Raw genomic sequence first — 19,071 nt, 5'->3', positions numbered from 1 at the left:
TGCCGATGTGGGCGGGCGCTGTTGCGTGAGTGTCCCCCCTCCGTTATTTCCCCGAAAGTTCCCAATTGCACGACAATACCTACCGCCACCCGCGCGCGGGCTGGCCGGGGCGCCTGTTTGCCGCGCTGGCCAATAGCGCGCGCGTCGCCAAGGCACGCCAGGCCATCCTGTCGCGCCTGCCCTTCCTGACCCTGCGCAGCGACGTGCGCGACGTCGTCTACGTGAGCTGGCTCGTCGATGCCGCTGCCGCGCAGCGATTGCTGCCGCCGGGCGTGCGCTTGTGGCAGCGCGACGGCAAGACGCCGTTCACGGTGCTGACCTACCGCCACGGGCATTTCGGCCCCGCCCTGCTTGGGCCGCTGCGCCGGCTGCTGCCGTCGCCCCTGCAAAGCAACTGGCGACTGTACCTGGCGCATACGCCGCCGGGCGCGCCGGACGTGCCCTGCGTGTTTTTCCTGAAAAACATCATGGACAGCGTGCCGCATGCGCTGGGCACGCGGCTGTTCAGCGACATCCTGCCCACGCATCTGGCCGAGGCCATGCGCCTGGACGTGTCCGCCACGCAGGCGCGCTGCACGATCGCGCCCGGCGCCGGCAGCGCGCCGCCGCTGGATTTCCAGGCAGACATTATTGAAAGCAAGACGCTCGATGGCGACTGGCAGGCATTGTTCGGCAACTGGCGCGACGCCGTCGCCTTTCTCGCCTGCCAGGATGCGGCCATCGCCCACGTGCCGCGCAACGGCAAGCTGGTCTTCGGTGAAATCGACCTGCCCATTGATCTGGATCAAGTGCAGGCGCTGACCGCCTCGCGCGCAGGCTGCGGCTTGCTGGGGCAATTACCGCCGCTGTCGCCGCCGTTCGCCTTTCTCGTGCCGCAAGTGCCGTTCAAGGCGCTGTCAGAGCGCCTGCTGTAGCGCGGCGCTCGCGCGCGCGCAGGGGCGCGGCCGCGCCGCCGCGCCGCCGCTCCAGCTTGAACAGGGCCATGGCCTGCTCCAGCTGCAAGGTCTGGTCCTGCAGCGAGGCGGACGCGGCCGCCGATTCCTCGACCAGCGCCGCGTTCTGTTGCGTCACTTCATCCATCTGCGTGACGGCCATGTTGACCTGGCCGATGCCGTGGCTTTGCTCGCGCGAGGCGGAAGCGATCTCTTCCATGATGCCGTGCACACCCTGCACGGCGCCCAGCATTTCGGCGCTGCTGGCGCCCGCCTGTTCCGCCAGCTTCGCGCCCGCCTGCACCTGTGCCAGCGAGGCCGTGATCAGCTGCTTGATTTCCGTGGCGGCCGAGGCGCTGCGCTGGGCCAGGCTGCGCACTTCGCCGGCCACGACGGCAAAGCCGCGTCCCTGGTCGCCCGCGCGCGCCGCTTCCACGGCCGCATTCAAGGCGAGGATATTGGTCTGGAAGGCAATGCCTTCGATGATGCCCGTGATGTCGCCGATCTTCTTCGATGAGGCGTTAATTTCTCCCATCATCGTCCCCCCCTGGCCGACGATCTCGCCGCCCCGCCCCGCCAGGCCATGCACCTTGCCGGCCATGTCGCTGGCCTGCACGGCATTGCCGCTGTTTTGCTGCACCGTGGCGGCCAGCTGCTCCATGCTCGACGCCGTCTGCTGCAAAGCCGAGGCCTGCGCTTCCGTGCGGCCGGACAAGTCCATATTGCCGGCCGCGATTTCCTGGCTGGCCATGCTGATGCGCAAGAAATTGCCGCGCACATCGCCGACGATGGAATGCAGGTTCACGCGCAGCTGACGCAGCGAGCGCAGCAGCTGGCCCATCTCGTCGCGCCGCGTGATGTCGAGCTCGCCCGTCAGGTCGCCGCCCGCCATCACGTCGCACGCCTGGCGCGCCCGCTGCAAGGGCTGCAGCACGGCGCGGTGCAGGGTGTGCCAGAAATACAGGGTCGCCAGCACGGCCACCACGGACAAGCCCGTCAGCCAGCTGCCCGCGCGCGCCGGCAGCCAGCCCGCGTTCCAGCCCAGCTGCAGCAGCAGGACCGCCGTCAGCAAGCCCAGGTTCCAGCCGATGCGCTTGCCCAGCGCCAGGTCGCGCAAGCTGAGCAGCTTCGCCAGCCAGCCCGTGCGCACGGCGGCGCCCTGGCTGATGGCGATGCCGTCCGCCTGCCCCGCCTTGATGCGCGCGTACAGGGCCGACGCCTGCGCCACCTGCTGGCGCGTGGGCTTGGTGCGCACCGACATGTAGCCGACCGCCACGCCGTCTTCCACCACGGGTGTGACGTTGGCCAGCACCCAGTAGTAATCGCCGTTCTTGCAGCGGTTCTTGACCATGCCGCTCCACGACCGCCCCGAGCGGATGGTGGCCCAGAAATCGGCGAACGCCTCGACCGGCATGTCCGGATGCCGCAGGATGTTCTGTGGCGCGCCGATCAATTCTTCCGCACTGTAACCGCTGACGGCGATGAAATACGGGTTGGCATACGTGATATTGCCTTGCAAGTCGGTAGTCGAGACGATGGTCTCGGTATCGCTCAGGTTGATTTCGGTATCGCTGACGGGAAGATTGAGTCGCATGGTCACATCCTCAGAAGTAGCCCGTACGGTGACGGGTATGCGGACAAGGAACGGCCGCCAGTCAGGAAAGCGGGCACGGCACTGGCACCATTATTTTAATATTTTATTAATAACAAAATATACTTTATTCCAGCTATGCCACGGCAAGCTCGCCGGCCCAGTAACGGTTGATGTCCTGCAAGCGCCACTCGGCTGCGGTTTCCGTGGAAACAATGCGCTCCAGACAACCTTGCGTCGACAGGTCGACGTCGGTCGGGACGATGCAGGTACCGGCGCGGATGGAAAAGAATACGCGCACGGTGGGCGAGGTCAGCGGCTTGCCCGCCGCCTGTCCCACCACCACGGCCAGGCGCTCCGATTGCAGGCGCACCAGGGTGCCCAGCGGATAGATGCCCAGGCATTTGACGAAGGCGGCAAACAGTTGCGCGTCAAGATGTCCGCCGCGCCAGGCGGCCATGCGGCGCAGCGAATCGGCCGGGCACCAGCCCTGCTTGTACGGCCGGTTCGAGGTGATCGCGTCGTACACGTCGCAGATGGCGCCCATGCGCGCAAACAGGCTGATCTCCTCGCCGCGCAAGCCCTTGGGATAGCCGCTGCCGTCGAGTTTTTCATGGTGGTGCAGGCACACGTCGAGCGCCACCGGGTCGATCTCGCCTACCTCCTGCAACATGCGGTGGCCGGCCGCCGGATGGGCGCGCACGGAGGAAAATTCCGCTTCGTTCAGGCTGCCCGGCTTGTTGAGGATGGCGGACGGCACGGCCATCTTGCCGATATCGTGCAGCAAGCCCGCCAGGCCGGCCGAGCGCACTTGCTCGGGCGCCAGGCCCAGTTCCCTGGCCAGCGCCGTCATCAGCGCGCACACGGCCACGGAATGCATGTACGTGTAGTTGTCGGCCGTTTTCAGGCGCGCCAGGCCCAGCAGGACATCGCCGCCGCGCTGCACCGAGGCGGCGATATCGTCGACCAGTTCGTAGGCTTGCTCCGCAGACAAGGCCTTGCCCATGCGCACCTCGTCGAACATCGTCTGCACGGCCTGGCGCGAGCGTTCGATCAGGCGCCGGGCGTGGGACAACGCTTCCTCGCGCGAACGGGGCGGCGGCGCATCGCTGGCGGCGCCGCTTTTGTTTGCGGGCACGGCTGCCGGCGCGGCCGCGGCGACAGGCGGTACGGCGGGAGCAGGCGGCGCGGCAGGCAGCGCCACTTGCGGCGCCTGCCCGCGCGCCGTGTCGATCCACACTTCGCACAGGCGTGCCGAGCGGATACGCTCCAGGTCAGCCGGTGACTCCAGCAAGAAAGAACGCGTCCAGAAAGGAGTATCGAGCCAGGAACGGCCCAGACGCTCGACATACATTCCCAGCGCGAGTTCGCTACTCCTTATTTTTTTCAGCATGGCGGTTCTCCAGACAGTCAGATCGCAGCATTTACTTGCGCATTATCAATATAATACGCCAAAAATAATAATTAAACCAAATATATTGTTTTATATGATGAAACCGCAACAAAAAATAAATAATCACAAATTCTATCATTTTTGTGATGAATAAATATCAATATAACGAATATACCAATTAAGGCATGTTGGCTTGCTGAAGGGGATCGATCGTGCCGGTGCGGGATGCGGCATGACTGCCAGCGGCCTCAAGGGCCGCCACGCAGGCTTGCTGTGCAGGAGGGAGGTAGGCCAGCGCCAGAGGCCCTGAAAAGGGGCTGGCGCTATGGGTGCAGGATGGCCACGCGGATGCGCGGGCGGCGTGGCGGCCGGCGGCTTAGCGCGGCACGTAGCGCCAGCCGGCGCTTTCCAGCATGAAGGTCAGTTCCGTCTTGATGCCGTCAGGGCGGCTCGGCACGCTCAACTGCGTATCGCAGACCAGGTAGCCCGTCTGGCGCTTGACCTCGCACTCGTTGACGGCCTTGACCTGCATGGTGCTTTGCGCTTCCTGCATCTGCACGTCCTTGGCCGCCTCCGGATCGCGCGCCACTTCTTCCTTGGCCCACGCGCGTATCATCGCTTGCGCCTCGGCCGGCGACGGTCCCGCAAATTTCGCATGCTTGCGCTCGACGCCGACCCAGGTGCCGTTCTCGTTACGCAGCGGCAGCACGGTGAACCCGTCGCGCATGCCGGCGCTCATGCTCACCAGACAGACGACTTCGCCCGGCACTTCCAGCGAATCCTGGCAACCCTGCAGGCCGGTGACCTTGACGGAAATCGGTATGCTCGATTGCGTCCTCGCTTGAGTCTTGGCCACGCCCGCCTGCACGGCGGCGTGGATTTGCTCCAGCGTCGGCATGCTGGCCGCATGGGCGGGCAAGGTGGCGAACAGGGCGGCGGCGGTCAGGGCGAGAGTAGTCAGGCGCATGGGTGTCGAAAGTAGTGGTCAAAGGCTGGCAGTCTAGCACTTTGCATAAAAACAGCTGTTTCTATAGAGAACTATCCACGGCATCGGGCGCGAGAAAGGCGCCGCCCCCGTCCGCCTGTCCGCGCAGGCGCAAGCCGATGGCGCGCAGCATCTCGACCAGCTCGCGCAAGCGCAGGCCCTCGTCCGTCAGCTGGTATTCCACCTTGACGGGCACTTCCGCATAGATCGTGCGCGTCAGCAAGCCCGCCGCTTCCAGCGCGCGCAAGTCCAGGGTCAGCATGCGCTGCGAGATATTCGGCACGGCGCGGCGGATTTCGCTGAAGCGCTTCGGTCCCGCCATCAGATAGCTGAGCAGCACCACTCTCCAGCGCCCACCGAGCAAACGCATGGCTTCTTCCACGGCGCAGCCGGAGACATTGTCCTTCATGGCGATCCCAATCTGGTATAAAAAATGTACCTATATCACATTATTCTGCCTTCTTCCAAATAGTAAGCATCGCGGCTAGACTGCCCTTCCCTCAGCTCAATGGAACTCCAGCATGGAAACCACCCTGATCTACAGCGTGCCGTTCGGCTGCTCGTTTGCCGCCATCGCCGCCCTCGAATGGAGCGGCCTGCCGTATCGCCTGGCCCGCGTCGAAGCGCGCGACCCGGCCAGCAAGCAGCATCCGGCCTTTCTCGCCATCAATCCCCTGGGCCAGACGCCGGCCCTGCTCACGCACGCGGGCGCGCCGCTGCTCGAAAGCATGGCGATCCTGCTGCACATCTCCGCCCGCGCGCCGGCCAGCTGCCTGGGCTTTGCGCAAGGCACGCCCGCCTGCGACCGCCTGAACAGCGTGCTGTCGTTCCTGCACACGACCTTCCACGCCGCCTTCATGCCCGCCTTCCAGGCGTCGCGTGCGGCAGAAGGCGATACGCGCGCGGCCGTCTGGCGCGAAATGGCCGTCGACAAGGTGAATAAAAGCCTGGCGCACCTGGAGCGCCTGCTCGATGGCCGCGCCTGGCTCGCTTCCGATGCCGCGCCGACGATCGCCGACGCCTACCTGGCCGCCACGGCGCGCTGGGCCGAGCCGCTGCGGCTGGCGCGCTTGAGCGACTATCCGCACGTGGCGCGCGTGCTGGCCGCGCTGGAACAGGACCCCGGCATCCGCTTCGCCCACGCCATCGAGGCGGGCTTGCCGGCCGCCAGCCGGGGCGGTTTCCTGGGCCACGTGGCGCTCGACCAACTGGCAGCTGCGGCCGGCTAACCGGCGGTCAACTCCCGCAGCGGGCACGTCTTTATTGCTATGATGTCGGGCTGCCGGCGGTACAGCCGGCCTCGTCAATATCATATCCATAACGTCGCATTATAAAAACTGGAGTTTGAATGAGTTTACGTCTGTTGCTCTTGGGAGCATTCAGTGCCGCCCTGGCCACCACCGCCGTGCCGGCATCGGCCGCGCCGCGCGGTTTCACCGTCGAAGACATGGTGGCCATGGAAAGAGTCGGCAGCCCCGTGCTGTCGCCGGACGCCACGCGCGTCGTCTACACGGTGCGCACCACCAACCTGGACAAGAACCGCGGCAATACGCAGCTGTGGATGATCGACCTGCGCGCGCCGAACGCGGCGCCACGTCAGCTGACGCGCGGCGATGCCAGCGCCAGCGATCCGCAATGGTCGCCGAACGGCGACGCCATCTACTTCCTCTCGGGCCGCTCCGGTTCCTCGCAAGTGTGGCAACTGCCCCTGACGGGCGGCGAAGCGGCCAAGGTCACCGACCTGGCGCTAGACGTCGATACCTACCGCCTGTCGCCGCAGGGCGACCGCCTGGCCTTCAGCATGGGCGTCTTCCTCGATTGCGCGGACCTCGCCTGCACGAAAAAACGCCTCGATGAAAAAGCCAAGAACAAGGCCAGCGGCATGGTCTACGACCAGATGTTCGTGCGCCACTGGGACACCTGGGCCGACGGCCGCCGCAACGCGCTGTACTCGGCGCCCATCGACGCCACGGGCAAGGTCAGCGCCACGCCCGTCAGCCTGAGCGGCACCCTCGATGGCGACGCGCCATCGAAGCCGTTCGGCGACAACGGCGAATACCATTTCAGCCCGGACGGCAAGACCGTGGCCTTCTCGATCCGCGTGGCCGGCCGCACGGAATCGTGGTCGACCAACTTCGACGTCTACACGATCCCTGCCGCCGGCGGCCAGGCGCCGCGCAACCTCACGGCCGACAATCCCGCCTGGGATGCGAAAGCCACGTATTCGCCCGATGGCCGCACCCTGGCCTATGTCGCCATGACCAGGCCCGGCTTCGAGGCGGACCGTTTTCATTTGGTGCTGATGGATGTCGCCACGGGCAAGAAGCGCACCGTGGCCGACGACTGGGACCGTTCCGTGTCCGACTTCCGCTGGACGCCGGACGGCAAGGCCTTCCTCGTGACGGCCGATGACGTGGGCCAGCATCGCTTGTTCCACATCGACGCGGCCAGCGGCAAGGTCACGGCCCTGACGGGCAAGGGCGCCGTGGGCGAGTTCGACGTGCGCGGCAGTACCATCGTGCTGGCGCAAGCCAGCCTGGCCTCGGGCGCGCAGCTGTACACGCGCAAGCTCGACGCCAAGTCGGAAACGGCGCCGATGCAGCAGCTGACGAAACAGAATGCGGCAGCGCTGGCCGACGTGCGCTTCGGCGAATATGAACAGTTCTCGTTCGCCGGCGCCGATGGCGAAACCGTCTACGGCCACGTGATGAAGCCATGGAATGCCAAGGCCGGCGAAAAGTATCCGGTCGCCTTTTTAGTCCACGGCGGCCCGCAGGGCAGCTTCGGCAACAGCTGGAGCTACCGCTGGAATCCGCAAGTGTATGCGGGCGCCGGCTACGCCACCGTCTTCATCGACTTCCACGGCTCGACCGGCTATGGCCAGAAGTTCACGGATGCCATCAGCGGCGACTGGGGCGGCAAGCCGCTGATCGACCTGCAAAAAGGCCTGGAAGCGGCCACCAAAAAATTCCCGTGGCTGGACCGCGAGCGCAGCTGCGCGCTGGGCGCGTCGTACGGCGGCTACATGATGAACTGGATCGCCGGTAACTGGCCGGACGGCTTCAAGTGCCTGGTCAACCACGATGGCGTGTTCGACAACCGCGGCATGGCCTACGCGACGGAAGAACTGTGGTTCACCGAATGGGAAAACGGCGGCACCTACTACGACGCGCCGGCCAAGTACGAGCAGTTCAACCCCGTCAACTTCGTGAAGAACTGGAAGACGCCGATGCTGGTGGTGCAGGGCGACCTCGATTTCCGCATCCCCACCGCGCAAGGCCTGGGCACCTTCACGGCGCTGCAGCGCCGCGGCATCCCGAGCAAGCTGCTGGTCTTCCCGGACGAAAACCACTGGGTGCTGAAGCCGGCCAATTCGCTGCTGTGGCATCACACGGTGCTCGATTGGTTGAATACGTATACTAAATAACACCTGACCAAACCTACTGCGCGTCGCGCTTTGCGGTCGGCGATGCTCGCCGTACTAAAGTACGGCTGCGCTTCTCGACCACAAATCACTGCCGCTCGCTACGGTTTTGTCAGGTGTTGAGGCGATGTGGTTTTCATAAATGAAAAAAGCCGTGCTGAATCCTGCACGGCTTTTTTACGTCCATCAAACTGCATCAATACGTATTGAGCGCCTTGGCGAACTTCACGATCCACAAGCGGCTTGGCCGCTCGCGGTCGTCGCCGCGCGCCACGCGGATGCTGTTGGCCGCGTTGCAGCCGGCCGCGCTGCTGGTGACGATGACGCCGTTCGCGTCGACCGTGCACTTGGTGACGTCGGCGTCCTTCACCTCCACGCCGGCCGCGTCATACACCTTGGTTTTCATGCCGAAGTCGTTGTCGTTGGCCAGCGCGATGGTGGATTCGTCGATGAGCGTCAATCCCTCCGCCTTTTCCGCCGCCCAGCCGATGGCGTTCAAGTCCAGCAGCACAGTTTTCTTCAGCGGCGTGACAGCGGCCCAGTCGGCGCCATTCACGGCTACGCCGCCCATGCTGCTCTTTTCCAGGTCCGAGGTCGTCGCGTTGAAGGCGGCCACCGCGATATCCGTGGCGCCCTTCAGTTCGACCAGCATCAGCTTGTTGAACACCTTGCCCGACGGCGCGGCGCCCTGCTCGATGACGAGGAACTTGCCGCCGCCCAGCGCCACCATGTCGCCCAGCTTGGCGTTGCCCGTGCGGCCATCCTGGTAGTCGGCCGCATTCAGCGGATACGCATACATCTTGCCGCTGCCGCCCGTCACCGGGTCGAATTCGATCCAGCGCGTGAAGCGGGCGAAGCGCTCGACCTGCTCGGCTTTTTTCGTGACCGAATACATGGCCGTGCCATCGCTCAAGGGGCTTTGCAAGAAGGCGTACAGCTTGTCGTTGCTCGTATCTAAGGTCATGCCTTCCATGCCGCGGTTGGCGCGGCGCTTGGCGAACAAGGCCGGCAAGCCCTTGCCCGGCTCGTACTTGGCCTGGATGATGCCCGTGGCCGCATCGATCTTGATGATGAAGGGGCCATATTCGTCCGAGACCCACAGCGCATTGCGCTTGGCGTCGACGACGATGGCTTCCGAATCGAGGCCGCCGGCATTGAAGACGGCCTTGCCGGTCGCATCGAACTTCATCGCATCCATGACGGGAATCTCGGCCGAATTGCCCACCGCGCCCACGGGCACGGGCAAACCGGAGCTGTTCACCGTGGCCGACACCTTGATCGGGGTGCTCGACGCCAGCACGGCGCCGTTCTTGCCGACCGTGATGACGCCAAACGAGGGCGTAAAACTCGGGGAAGGAAAAATCTTGCTGCCGATCGTGCCCTTGCCCGACGGGTCTGGCACCAGCGGGCCGTCGCCATTCGGGCCACGGTCCGTCAAGCCGTAGAATTCCAGCTCGCCCGCCGCGTTCTTGCCCTTGTAGGCCAGGCCCGAACCGTAGGACGGCAGGAAGCCGTTCGGGAATTCGCCCTTGATCTTGGCATTCGCGCCTTCGTACGGCACGTAGAATTTGTCGGCCGCCTGGATCTGGTAGCGCGTCACGGTGACTTTCACTTCACCCACGGGATTGGCTTGCGTCAGCGCCTCGTTGACGGGCGCGCCCGCTTTTGAGGCGAGGGTATCCTCGAAATGCTCGCGCACGAGGGCGCGGCGTTCCGCATCGACCGTGCGGCCGGCGAACTTACCGCCCACCGCCGCCAGGTGCGCGGCCAGGGCCGCATTGAAGGCGGCTGGCGCGCTGGCAAAGTCCAGGGTCTTGCCGGCCAGCGCAGCCTTCACGTCGGCCGTCAGCTTGATGCCGTTCGACGGATCGCTGTCGTCATCGAGTAGTTGCAGCGCCAGCAGGCGGTTGACGACCTTGTCGTCCGCCACGTTCGTGCTGGCGGCCAGCGCCAGCGGCGTGACGACGGCGCCGCATGGCGCCGAGCCGAGAGCCAGGCCGCCCACGCTGAAGGCCACCGTCTCGCCAGCGTTGCAAATGAATTCGCCCTTGGCGTTGGTGCTGGCCTTGGCCGCGCTGCCGGCCACGTAATCGAGCCCTTCCACCGCGCCGTCGAGGAACACACCCGTCTGCGCCACGGGCTTGGATGGTTCCGCCGGTGGATTATCGCTGCCGCCACAGGCGGCCAGGGCCAGGCCGGCGGCGATGGCCAGCAGGGTCAGTTTCGGGGTCGACGTTACAGCAGTGTTCATGCATTCCTCGGCTAAGGTGGGTGGAGTCAGCCGGGAAGAGTAACTGGACAAGGTGACAAGCCCGTGACAGCCCTTACGCCTGTGGCATATCCGCGACAGGCCCGCCGATGCCGCCGAAGCGGCCGTCGGCCTGGCGCCGGAATTCCTTGGGCGTGACGCCCTTCACCTGCAGGAAGCGGCGGTTGAAATTGGCCACGTTCTGGAAACCCACGTCATAGCAGACGTTCGACACATACTGGTCGGTATCCATCAGCAGCTGGCAGGCCTTGTTGATGCGCAGGCGGCTGATGAAATCCGTGAAGCTGTTGCCCGTCGCCTTGCGGAAGAAGCGCGAGAATTTACTCAGCGACATGCCCACCTGCTCGGCCAGCATTTCCGCCGAAATCGGCTCGCGGTAATTATCGGTGATGTAGTTGAGGACGGAATTGACCTTGGCCAGGGTGGCGTCATCGTCGTAGGAACGCAGGGAGGCGCTCGACAGCAAGCGATAGTTGGCTGTGCGCGCCAGCTTGCTCATCATCTGGACGAACTCGGCGAAGCGCTCGGCGCCATGCGTGGCGCGGATGCGCGCCAGGTGCTGTTCGGCCTCGTGCCCCATGCCGAAAAACTCCACGCCGTAGCTGGATCGCTCCAGCAGCGGCAGCAGTTCGCGCAATTCGGGGATGACGCGCGCCGCGCCGGCCAGCGGCGCATGGGCGAACTGCACGATCATGTCGCGCAGGGCCACGCCGCCGTCCGGCACCACATTCGAGATCCAGTTGTGCGGCAGGCGCGGTCCCGTCAGCACCAGGTGGCCGGGCGAGAATTCGCCGATGTAGTCGCCCACGAACAGGCGCCCGCTGGTGGCGACGATCAGGTGCAGCTCGTATTCCTCATGGCAGTGCCAGCGCACGCGGGAGCTGGGATAGCCGTGTTCCAGGTAATTGATGATGCCGTCATAGCTTTCGCGTTCCAGCTCGGGCGCCTTGCGCTCGCTGTCGCGGTAGCCGTTTTGCCAGGTATGTTCCATGCTCGTCTCTCTGTGGCTGTCTCCTGCCTTCGCCATCCAATGTACCTCAAAAAGCCTCATGCGCCAAAGCGGCCCAGCGCCTGCTGGCGGAATTCCTTCGGCGTCATGCCTTTCAGTTCCAGGAAGCGCCGGTTGAAATTGGCCACATTGTTGAATCCCGCCTCGTAGCAGATGTTGCTGACGTAGCGCTCCGTCTCCATCAGCAGCTGGCACGCCTTGTTGATGCGCAGGCGGTTGACGAAGTCCGTGAAGCTGTTGCCCGTGGCGCTGCGAAAAAAGCGCGAAAACGTCCGCTCCGGCATGTCCACCTGCTCGGCCAGCTGCTTCAGCGAAAACTGGCTGCTGTAATTGTGCACGATGTAGTTGATGGCGGAGCTGATGCGCGCCAGGGCCACGTCGTCGTCGCTGGACTGCATCGGCACCGTCGACAGCAGCTGGTAGTCGCTGGTCTGCGCCAGCTCGCCCAGCAGGGTCAAGAACTCGATGAAACGCGGCAGGCCGCTGCTGTCGCGGATGTGCTGGAAGCGGCGCAGCGTCTGCTCGCTGACGCCAAAGAATTCCACGCCATGCAGGGCACGCTGCAAGAGCGGGAAGATCCCTTTCAGTTCCGGGATGACGGCCGCCATCGAGGCCAGCGGCGGATGCGAAAACTGGATCACCATGTCGCGCAGCGCCACGCCCTCGGGCGGCGTGTCGAGCGAGACCCAGTTATGCGGCACGCGCGGCCCCGTCAGCACCAGATGGCCGGGCGCGAACTGGCCGATATAGTCGCCAACGAAGACCTTGCCGCTGCTCTCGACGATCAGGTGCAGCTCGTATTCGTCGTGGTAATGCCAGCGCACCAGCGAATTCGGAAAGCCGTGCTCCAGGTAGCGGATGAAGCCGAAACTGCCTTTCGGCTCGAAGCCGGGCGTGGCGTCGCGCTGCTGTTCCAGCTCCATCTGCGGCTGTGGATATTCGGCCTTGCGTTGCATGGCGCGCCCTCCCCGTCAGGCGACGATCTGTTCCAGGGCCGTGCGCGCCCCCAGGCCATACAGGCTGACCAGCGCCTCGCCCACCGCCTGCGCGAACGCCGGCGTGTCGCTCAAGTCGCCGAACAGTTCGCGCAGGGACAGCAGCGCCGTGGCGTCCGCGCCGCCCTGCAGCGCCAGCGCGCGCAGGCGCGCCGCATACGGATCGTTCAAGGGCATGTCGCGTCCCTGCTCGTCGTGGCCTTCCAGGTAGCGGAACCAGCACGCCACCGTAAAGGCCAGCAGCTTGATGGCGCCGCCCTGCGCCAGCGCCTCGCGCACGGAAGGCAGCACGAATTTCGGGATGCGCGCGGAACCCTCCGTGCCGATGCGCGCCAGCTGGTCGCGCACGGCCGGATTCGAGAAGCGCTCGATCAGGGTCGCCTTGTACAGCGCAAGGTCGATGCCTTCCACTTCGTCCAGCAGCGGCGTGACCTCGTCATCCATCATGCGCCGCACCAGCAGCCGGATGCCGGGGTCGGCCATCGCTTCGTGCGCATACGTGTAGCCCAGCTGCATGCCGATATAGCACAGGGCCTGGTGGCTGGCGTTCAAGAGGCGCAGCTTCATTTTTTCATACGGCAGCACGTCGTGCGTCATCTGCGCGCCCACCTTTTCCCAGGCCGGGCGGCCCTGCGGGAATTCATCCTCGATGACCCACTGGCGGAACGGTTCGCACACGACGGGCCAGGCATCGACGATGCCGAAGCTGTCGCGCACCAGCGCCCGGTGTTCATCGGTGGTGGCCGGCGTGATGCGGTCGACCATGCTGTTCGGGAAGCTGCAATGCGTGGCCAGCCAGCGCGCCAGGTCCAGGTCGCGCAGGGCGACAAAGGCCAGCAGCATCTTGCGCGTGACGTCGCCATTGTTTTGCAGGTTATCGCAGGACATGATGGCGAAGGGCGGCAGGCCCCGCTGGTGGCGCAGGGCCAGCGCCGCGGCCAGGTAGCCGAACGAGCAGCGCGGCGCCTCGGGATGCGCCAGTTCGTGGACGATGTCGGGATGCGTCGCATCGAATTCGCCCGTGCCCTGGTTGACGTAGTAGCCGCCCTCCGTGATGGTCAGCGAAACGATGCGCGTGCCCGCATCGGCCAGTTTTTCCAGCACGGCTTGCGGATCATCGGGCGCATACAGATACTCGCCGATGCAGCCGATGATGCGCGCCGCGTCGCCGGCCGCGCTGCGCTCGACCACCGTGTACAGCCCATCCTGCGACCGCATGGCGTCGCGCATGGCGGCGTCATGTTCCAGCAAGCCCACGCCGCAGTAGCCCCATTGGGCATTGCCCGGCAAGGCCAGCAAATCATCGAGATACACGGCCTGGTGCGCGCGGTAAAAGCCGCCCACGCCGATATGCACGATGCTGGGCACAAGCGTCTCGCGCGCGTAGGCGGGAACGGCGATTGCGGCCGGCAGCTGCGCCAGGTTCGCTTGTTTCAAGGCGATGGCGTCCATCACAGCGCTCCTTTCGCCGCCGCATAGGTCTTGCCGGCGCGGTCGAAATAATGCACGAAGCCGGGCTCGAAGGTCAGATGCGTCTGCTGGCCAGGCTGCAGGCTGCTGCGCTGCGCGCCGCGCGACACCACCTGCACGTTGTTCGGCAGGCGCACATAGGTCAGGGTTTCCACGCCCAAGGACTCCACCAGATCGACGGTGACGGGCACGCTGCCCGGCTGCGCCGCGCCCAGGTGCACGTGCTCGGGGCGGATGCCGACAAAGCCGTCCGCCTGCGCCGCGCTGCCCGCCTGCGCCAGCAGCTGCGGCGCCGCATCGGCCGGCACCACGTTCATGCTGGGCGTGCCGATGAATTGCGCCACGAAGCGGTTGGCGGGACGGTCGTACAGTTCCAATGGCGAGCCATGCTGCTCGATCTGCCCGTCGCGCAGCACCACCACGCGGTCGGCCAGGGTCATCGCCTCGACCTGGTCATGCGTGACGTAGATGGTGGTGGCGCCCAGCTCGCGGTGCAGCTTGGCGATCTCGATGCGCGTCTGCACACGCAGGGCCGCATCCAGGTTCGACAGCGGTTCATCGAACAGAAACACCTTCGGGTCGCGCACGATGGCGCGGCCGATGGCCACCCGCTGGCGCTGGCCGCCCGACAGTTCCTTCGGCGTGCGCTCCAGGTATTTCCCCAGGTCGAGGATGGCGGCCGCCTTGTCGACTTTCTCGCGGATGATGGCCGGATCGACGCCGGCCAGTTTCAAGGCGAAGGACATGTTCTGGAACACCGTCATGTGCGGATACAGCGCATACGACTGGAACACCATCGCCAGGTCGCGCTTCGATGACGGCAGGTTCGTGATGTCGCGCCCGTCGAGCGACAGCTTGCCGCCGTCGATCGGTTCCAGGCCCGCGATCAGGCGCAGCAGGGTCGATTTGCCGCAGCCGGACGGTCCCACGAAGACGACGAACTCGCCCTGCCGGATTTCCAGGTCGATGCCCTTGATGGCGCGGTGCTCGCCGAAGAATTTCTCGATATTGCTCAGTTGAAGGTAAGCCATGATTTTTCTCAATTCTTTAATTATTTGACGGCGCCGAAAGTCATCCCCTGGACCAATTGTTTCTGGCAGAACCAGCCCAACGCCATGATGGGCGCGATGGCCATCAGCGAAGCGGCCGACAATTTGGCCCAGAACAGGCCTTCCGGACTCGAATACGAGGCGATGAGCCAGGCCAGCGTGCCCGCGTTCGAGGCGCCCAGATTCAGCGACCAGAACGATTCATTCCACGACCACACCATGCACACGAGCGCCGTGGAGGCGATGCCGCCCACGGACAGGGGCAGCACGACGTGGCGGAACTCGTCCCACACGGTGGCGCCATCCATGCGCGACGCTTCCAGGATTTCGCGCGGCAGTTCCTTCATGCTCGTGTACAGCAACCAGATCATGATGGGCAGATTCATCAGCATGAACATGATGGTCAGGCCGATGCGCGTGTCGAGCAGGCCGAAGTACTGATAGCAGATGTAGATGGGCATCAGGGCGCCCACGCCGGGCATGTAGCGCGAGCTGAGCATGAATTTCAGCAAGCCAATGGTGCCGCCCGTGGGAAAGAAGGCCATCGAATACGCGGCCGGGATGGCGATCAGGAGGCCGATGGCCGTCGAGACCACGCTGGTAAACAGCGAGTTCCACGCATAGCCGAAGTAATTGTCGCGCGCCAGCACTTCACGGAAGCTGTCCAGGGTCGGCGTGAAGAACAGCAGCGGCGGCGTGGAAATGGCTTGTCCCTCCGTCTTGAAGGCCATCAGGCCCAGCCAGAAGATGGGGAAGAACAGCAGCAGCGCGCACAGCCAGGCGGCGGCCGTGCGGCCATACAGATTAAATTTGCCATGCATGATGGTCTCCTTATTTCGACAGGTTCTTGCCGATGACGCGCATCAGGAAGAAGGCGGCGATGTTGGCGATGAGCACGGCGAACAGGGCGCCGGCGGAAGCCGCTCCCACGTCATACGACAGCAGTGCCTGCTGATAGATCATGAAGGTGATGGTGGTCGTGTCGAAGCCGGGACCGCCGCCCGTGGTGGTAAAGATTTCCGCAAAGATCGACAGCAAAAAGATCATCTCGATCATCAGCACCACCGAGACGGCGCGGCCCAGGTGCGGAATGTAGAGATAACGCAATTGCTGCAGATACGTGGCGCCATCCATGCGCGCCGCCTCCAGCTGTTCGCGGTCCATCGATTGCAGGGCCGTCATGAAGATCAGGCAGGCGAACGGCAACCATTGCCAGGAGACCATCATGATGATGGAAAACAGGGGGTGGGCCGACAGCCAGTCGACGGGCGTGGCGCCAAAGAAGAGGCTGATCTGCGCGAACAGGCCGTAGATCGGGTTGAGCAGCATGTTCTTCCACATCAGGGCATTCACGGCCGGCATGACGAGGAAAGGCGAAATCAGCAGCACGCGCACGACGGCGCGCCCGGGGAACGCTTCATTGATCAGCAAGCCCAGCGCCGTGCCCAGCACCACCGTGATCAGCATGACGGAAAACAGCAAGGTAAACGTATTCTGCAAGGCCGGCAGGAACGAGGCATCGGTAAAGAAAAAGTGGAAATTGGCCAGGCCATGGAAAGGATGGCCGCTCGGATCGAGCATGGAATAACGCACGAACGAGTAATACAGGGTGATCAACAGCGGGATCACCGAAATGACGGAGACGGCGACCACGGCCGGCGTCAGCAAAGTCCGGGGGATAAGGCGTTTCATAAGGGTTCTCTTGAGACGTGAGGTATCTTTTAAACCCGCAAGGCCAAGATACCGGGGTCGGACCCTGAGGGTCCGACCCCAGCTTTCGCCTTTCGGGTTACAACAGCATCACCTGTTTGCATACGACAAACCGCGCAGCAGGTTTGGCAGGCTATCCTCTTACTTGTAATACCCGCCCTTGCGCATCTCGCGTTCCGCCGTCTGCTGCGACAATTCCAGCGCCTGGTCCACCGTCACCTTGCCCAGCAGCGCTGCCGCCATCTGCTGGCCGGCCGCCACGCCGATCACCTGGAATTCGGGAATCGAGGCGAATTGCACGCCCACGTAGGGCGATGGCGGCAAGGTGCTTTGCACGGCGCGCGTGGTGGCCAGGGCCTTGCCTTCGGCGGCGGCGAATTTCGCCACTTTCTGGAACTCGGGGCTCGCATACGTGGACTTGCGCGTACCCGTCGGCACGTTGGCCCAGCTGGTTTCCTTGGCCACCAGTTTCACGTAGTCTGGCGAGGTGGCCCAGTTGATGAAGCGTTGCGCCTCATTCGGGTGCTTGGAACTGGACGGGATGGCGAGCGACCAGATCCACAGCCAATTGGCGCCCCGCTCCGTCACGCCGACGGGCGACTGGGCGAACCCCACCTTGTCGGCCACCTTGCTCTGTTTCGGGTCCGTGATGAAGGAGGCGGCGATCGTCGCGTCGATCCAGATGCCGCACTTGCCCTGGTTGAACAGCGCCAGGTTTTCATTGAAGCTGTTGGCGGCCGCGCCCGGCGGACCGTATTTCTTCATCAGGTCGACGTACATATTGACCGCGTCCTTCCACGGCTTGCTGGTAAATTGCGGCTTCCATTGCATGTCGAACAGCTGGCCGCCGTAGGAATTGGCCATGGTGGTGATCAGCGCCATATTGTCGCCCCAGCCCGGCTTGCCGCGCAGGCAGATGCCATACACGCCGTTGGCCGGGTCGTGCAGCTTGGCCGCCACGTCGCGCAAGTGGTTCCAGGTGGGACGGTCTTCGATGCTCATGCCGGCCTTCTTGACCAGGTCGCTGCGGTACATGATCATCGAGCTTTCGCCATAGAACGGTGACGCGTACAGCTTGCCGTCACCGGAAAGTCCCTCGCGGATGGCGGGCAGCAAGTCGTCGATATCGTATTTGGCGTCCGGCTTGATGGGGATCAGCCAGTTTTTCTTGCCCCAGATGGGCGTTTCATACAGGCCGATGGTCATCACGTCGAACTGGCCGCCCTTGGTGGCGATGTCGGTGGTCATGCGCTGGCGCAGGACGCCCTCTTCCAGTGTCACCCACTTGAGCTTGATGTCGGGATTGGCTTGCTCGAAAAACTTGCTGAGCTTTTGCATTTCGATCATGTGGCCGTTGTTGACGGTGGCGATGACGAGATCGGTTGCGGCAAGAGCGGACGAGGCGAAGCAGAAAGCGCCGGCGCACAGCGCGGCAATGGCGGAACGTTTCATTGTGTGTCTCCAGTGTTTTTTGTCGTTGGCAATGCCTGAATACTTAGCACCACGACCACAATGTATCACCGGACTTTGATACTTTCTGATACTCCAAAACCGCAATTCAATACTCTTTTGCAGCGCCGCGATGCGCGAGAGTATCGACATTGAGTAAAAACAACACTTTAAAAGAAAGTATCGCGACTTGTTCGTTTTGTATCAGGGTGGTTAAAAATGCGCTGCTAGACTTGGTTTTCGGCATTAGACCGTGCGCGGCGGGCCCCTCCCGGGACGCCACCGCTACCACCTACATCCTTCTGGAGACCGCATGAAACGCACTGCATTGAAAGTCATACCTGCCGCCCTGCTCCTCGTCCTCGCCAGCGCTGCCGCCGTTGCCGACCCCATGTACCCATCCGATTCCGAAGGCTTCCACGGCTACCTGCGCGCCGGCGCCGGCAGCAATACCTCGGGCGACGGCGGCTCACAAGGCTGTTTTGGTCTGGGCGGCAATACCATGAAATATCGTCTGGGCAATGAGTGCGATGCCTACACGGAATTCGGCTACACCAAATCCATCGCCAAGTCCGGCGGCGTGAACTACCTGGCCACCATCTGGGTCAACGCGTATGCGCCGAACTCCGATTTCGGCGACAACAAGCTGGGCATCGTGAAAGCCTACGTCGAAGCGCAGGGACTCGATTTCCTCAATGGCGGCACGGCCTGGGTCGGCAAGCGCTTCTACTACCGTCCCGACATCCACATGCTGGATCTGCAATACATCAACATGAACGGCACCGGTGCCGGCCT

Annotated in this window: 16 protein-coding genes; 4 read left to right on the top strand and 12 right to left on the bottom strand. The window is 63.9% G+C overall.

Features of this window, described 5'->3' with window-relative positions; genetic code table 11:
• Positions 1–65 precede the first annotated feature (65 nt).
• Positions 66–914 (top strand): DUF2071 domain-containing protein, encoded by an 849-nt coding sequence (locus BM193_RS18560; RefSeq protein WP_092799819.1) that lies wholly within the window; start codon positions 66–68, stop codon positions 912–914.
• On the opposite strand, the gene BM193_RS18555 is transcribed toward BM193_RS18560, so the two are convergent.
• The 4 genes from BM193_RS18555 to BM193_RS18540 all read right to left on the bottom strand — a co-directional run bounded on the left by BM193_RS18555 (position 886) and on the right by BM193_RS18540 (position 5,310).
• Positions 886–2,526: a methyl-accepting chemotaxis protein gene (locus BM193_RS18555; protein ID WP_092832463.1), complete on the bottom strand. Its 1,641-nt coding sequence runs from the start codon at positions 2,524–2,526 to the stop codon at positions 886–888. The genes BM193_RS18560 and BM193_RS18555 overlap by 29 nt on opposite strands.
• Before the next feature lie 133 nt (positions 2,527–2,659).
• The gene (locus BM193_RS18550; protein ID WP_092799823.1) at positions 2,660–3,916 is read right to left on the bottom strand and encodes an HD-GYP domain-containing protein; all 1,257 of its coding nucleotides are present in this window, start codon (positions 3,914–3,916) and stop codon (positions 2,660–2,662) included.
• A gap of 376 nt (positions 3,917–4,292) precedes the next feature.
• The gene (locus BM193_RS18545; RefSeq protein WP_092799825.1) at positions 4,293–4,883 is read right to left on the bottom strand and encodes a hypothetical protein; all 591 of its coding nucleotides are present in this window, start codon (positions 4,881–4,883) and stop codon (positions 4,293–4,295) included.
• Between the two features lie 61 nt (positions 4,884–4,944).
• Positions 4,945–5,310, bottom strand: a complete 366-nt coding sequence (locus tag BM193_RS18540) for a winged helix-turn-helix transcriptional regulator (protein WP_092799827.1) — start codon at positions 5,308–5,310, stop codon at positions 4,945–4,947.
• Between the two features lie 112 nt (positions 5,311–5,422).
• Between BM193_RS18540 and BM193_RS18535 the strand changes: the two genes are divergently transcribed.
• Both BM193_RS18535 and BM193_RS18530 read left to right on the top strand, forming a co-directional pair.
• A complete protein-coding gene (locus BM193_RS18535) occupies positions 5,423–6,130 on the top strand; it encodes a glutathione S-transferase family protein (RefSeq protein WP_092799829.1) in 708 nt (235 codons plus the stop codon).
• A gap of 119 nt (positions 6,131–6,249) precedes the next feature.
• The gene (locus BM193_RS18530) at positions 6,250–8,328 is read left to right on the top strand and encodes a S9 family peptidase (RefSeq protein ID WP_092799831.1); all 2,079 of its coding nucleotides are present in this window, start codon (positions 6,250–6,252) and stop codon (positions 8,326–8,328) included.
• Positions 8,329–8,521: 193 nt separating this feature from the next.
• Here the strand turns inward: BM193_RS18530 and BM193_RS18525 are convergent, their stop codons facing one another.
• The 8 genes from BM193_RS18525 to BM193_RS18490 all read right to left on the bottom strand — a co-directional run bounded on the left by BM193_RS18525 (position 8,522) and on the right by BM193_RS18490 (position 18,279).
• Positions 8,522–10,576: an esterase-like activity of phytase family protein gene (locus BM193_RS18525; RefSeq protein WP_092799833.1), complete on the bottom strand. Its 2,055-nt coding sequence runs from the start codon at positions 10,574–10,576 to the stop codon at positions 8,522–8,524.
• A gap of 73 nt (positions 10,577–10,649) precedes the next feature.
• The gene (locus tag BM193_RS18520) at positions 10,650–11,585 is read right to left on the bottom strand and encodes a helix-turn-helix domain-containing protein (RefSeq protein ID WP_217638499.1); all 936 of its coding nucleotides are present in this window, start codon (positions 11,583–11,585) and stop codon (positions 10,650–10,652) included.
• Positions 11,586–11,641: 56 nt separating this feature from the next.
• Positions 11,642–12,559, bottom strand: coding sequence for a helix-turn-helix domain-containing protein (locus BM193_RS18515; protein WP_092799837.1), 918 nt, complete (start codon positions 12,557–12,559; stop codon positions 11,642–11,644).
• A gap of 15 nt (positions 12,560–12,574) precedes the next feature.
• Positions 12,575–14,050 carry a mannitol dehydrogenase family protein gene (locus BM193_RS18510; protein ID WP_175533345.1) on the bottom strand — a complete coding sequence of 492 codons (1,476 nt, stop codon included), beginning with the start codon at positions 14,048–14,050 and terminating at the stop codon, positions 12,575–12,577.
• Entirely contained in the window at positions 14,050–15,099 is a 1,050-nt protein-coding gene (locus tag BM193_RS18505) for an ABC transporter ATP-binding protein (RefSeq protein WP_092799839.1), read from the bottom strand. Before BM193_RS18505 ends, BM193_RS18510 begins: the two co-directional genes overlap by 1 nt.
• A 20-nt stretch (positions 15,100–15,119) precedes the next feature.
• The gene (locus BM193_RS18500; protein ID WP_092799841.1) at positions 15,120–15,938 is read right to left on the bottom strand and encodes a carbohydrate ABC transporter permease; all 819 of its coding nucleotides are present in this window, start codon (positions 15,936–15,938) and stop codon (positions 15,120–15,122) included.
• A 10-nt stretch (positions 15,939–15,948) separates the two neighbouring features.
• Entirely contained in the window at positions 15,949–16,809 is an 861-nt protein-coding gene (locus BM193_RS18495; RefSeq protein WP_092799843.1) for a carbohydrate ABC transporter permease, read from the bottom strand.
• A 159-nt stretch (positions 16,810–16,968) separates the two neighbouring features.
• Complete coding sequence (locus BM193_RS18490; protein WP_092799845.1) at positions 16,969–18,279, bottom strand: ABC transporter substrate-binding protein; 1,311 nt, start codon at positions 18,277–18,279, stop codon at positions 16,969–16,971.
• 310 nt (positions 18,280–18,589) lie between these two features.
• Between BM193_RS18490 and BM193_RS18485 the strand changes: the two genes are divergently transcribed.
• On the top strand, positions 18,590–19,071 hold a 482-nt coding region (locus tag BM193_RS18485; protein WP_139229970.1), incomplete at its 3' end, for a carbohydrate porin.

Origin of the sequence: Janthinobacterium sp. 344 (genome assembly GCF_900112025.1) — a bacterium.
Lineage (GTDB): Bacteria > Pseudomonadota > Gammaproteobacteria > Burkholderiales > Burkholderiaceae_D > Janthinobacterium.
Note: the sequence above shows the minus strand (reverse complement) of the source record. Positions and strands in the feature narration are given on the sequence as shown.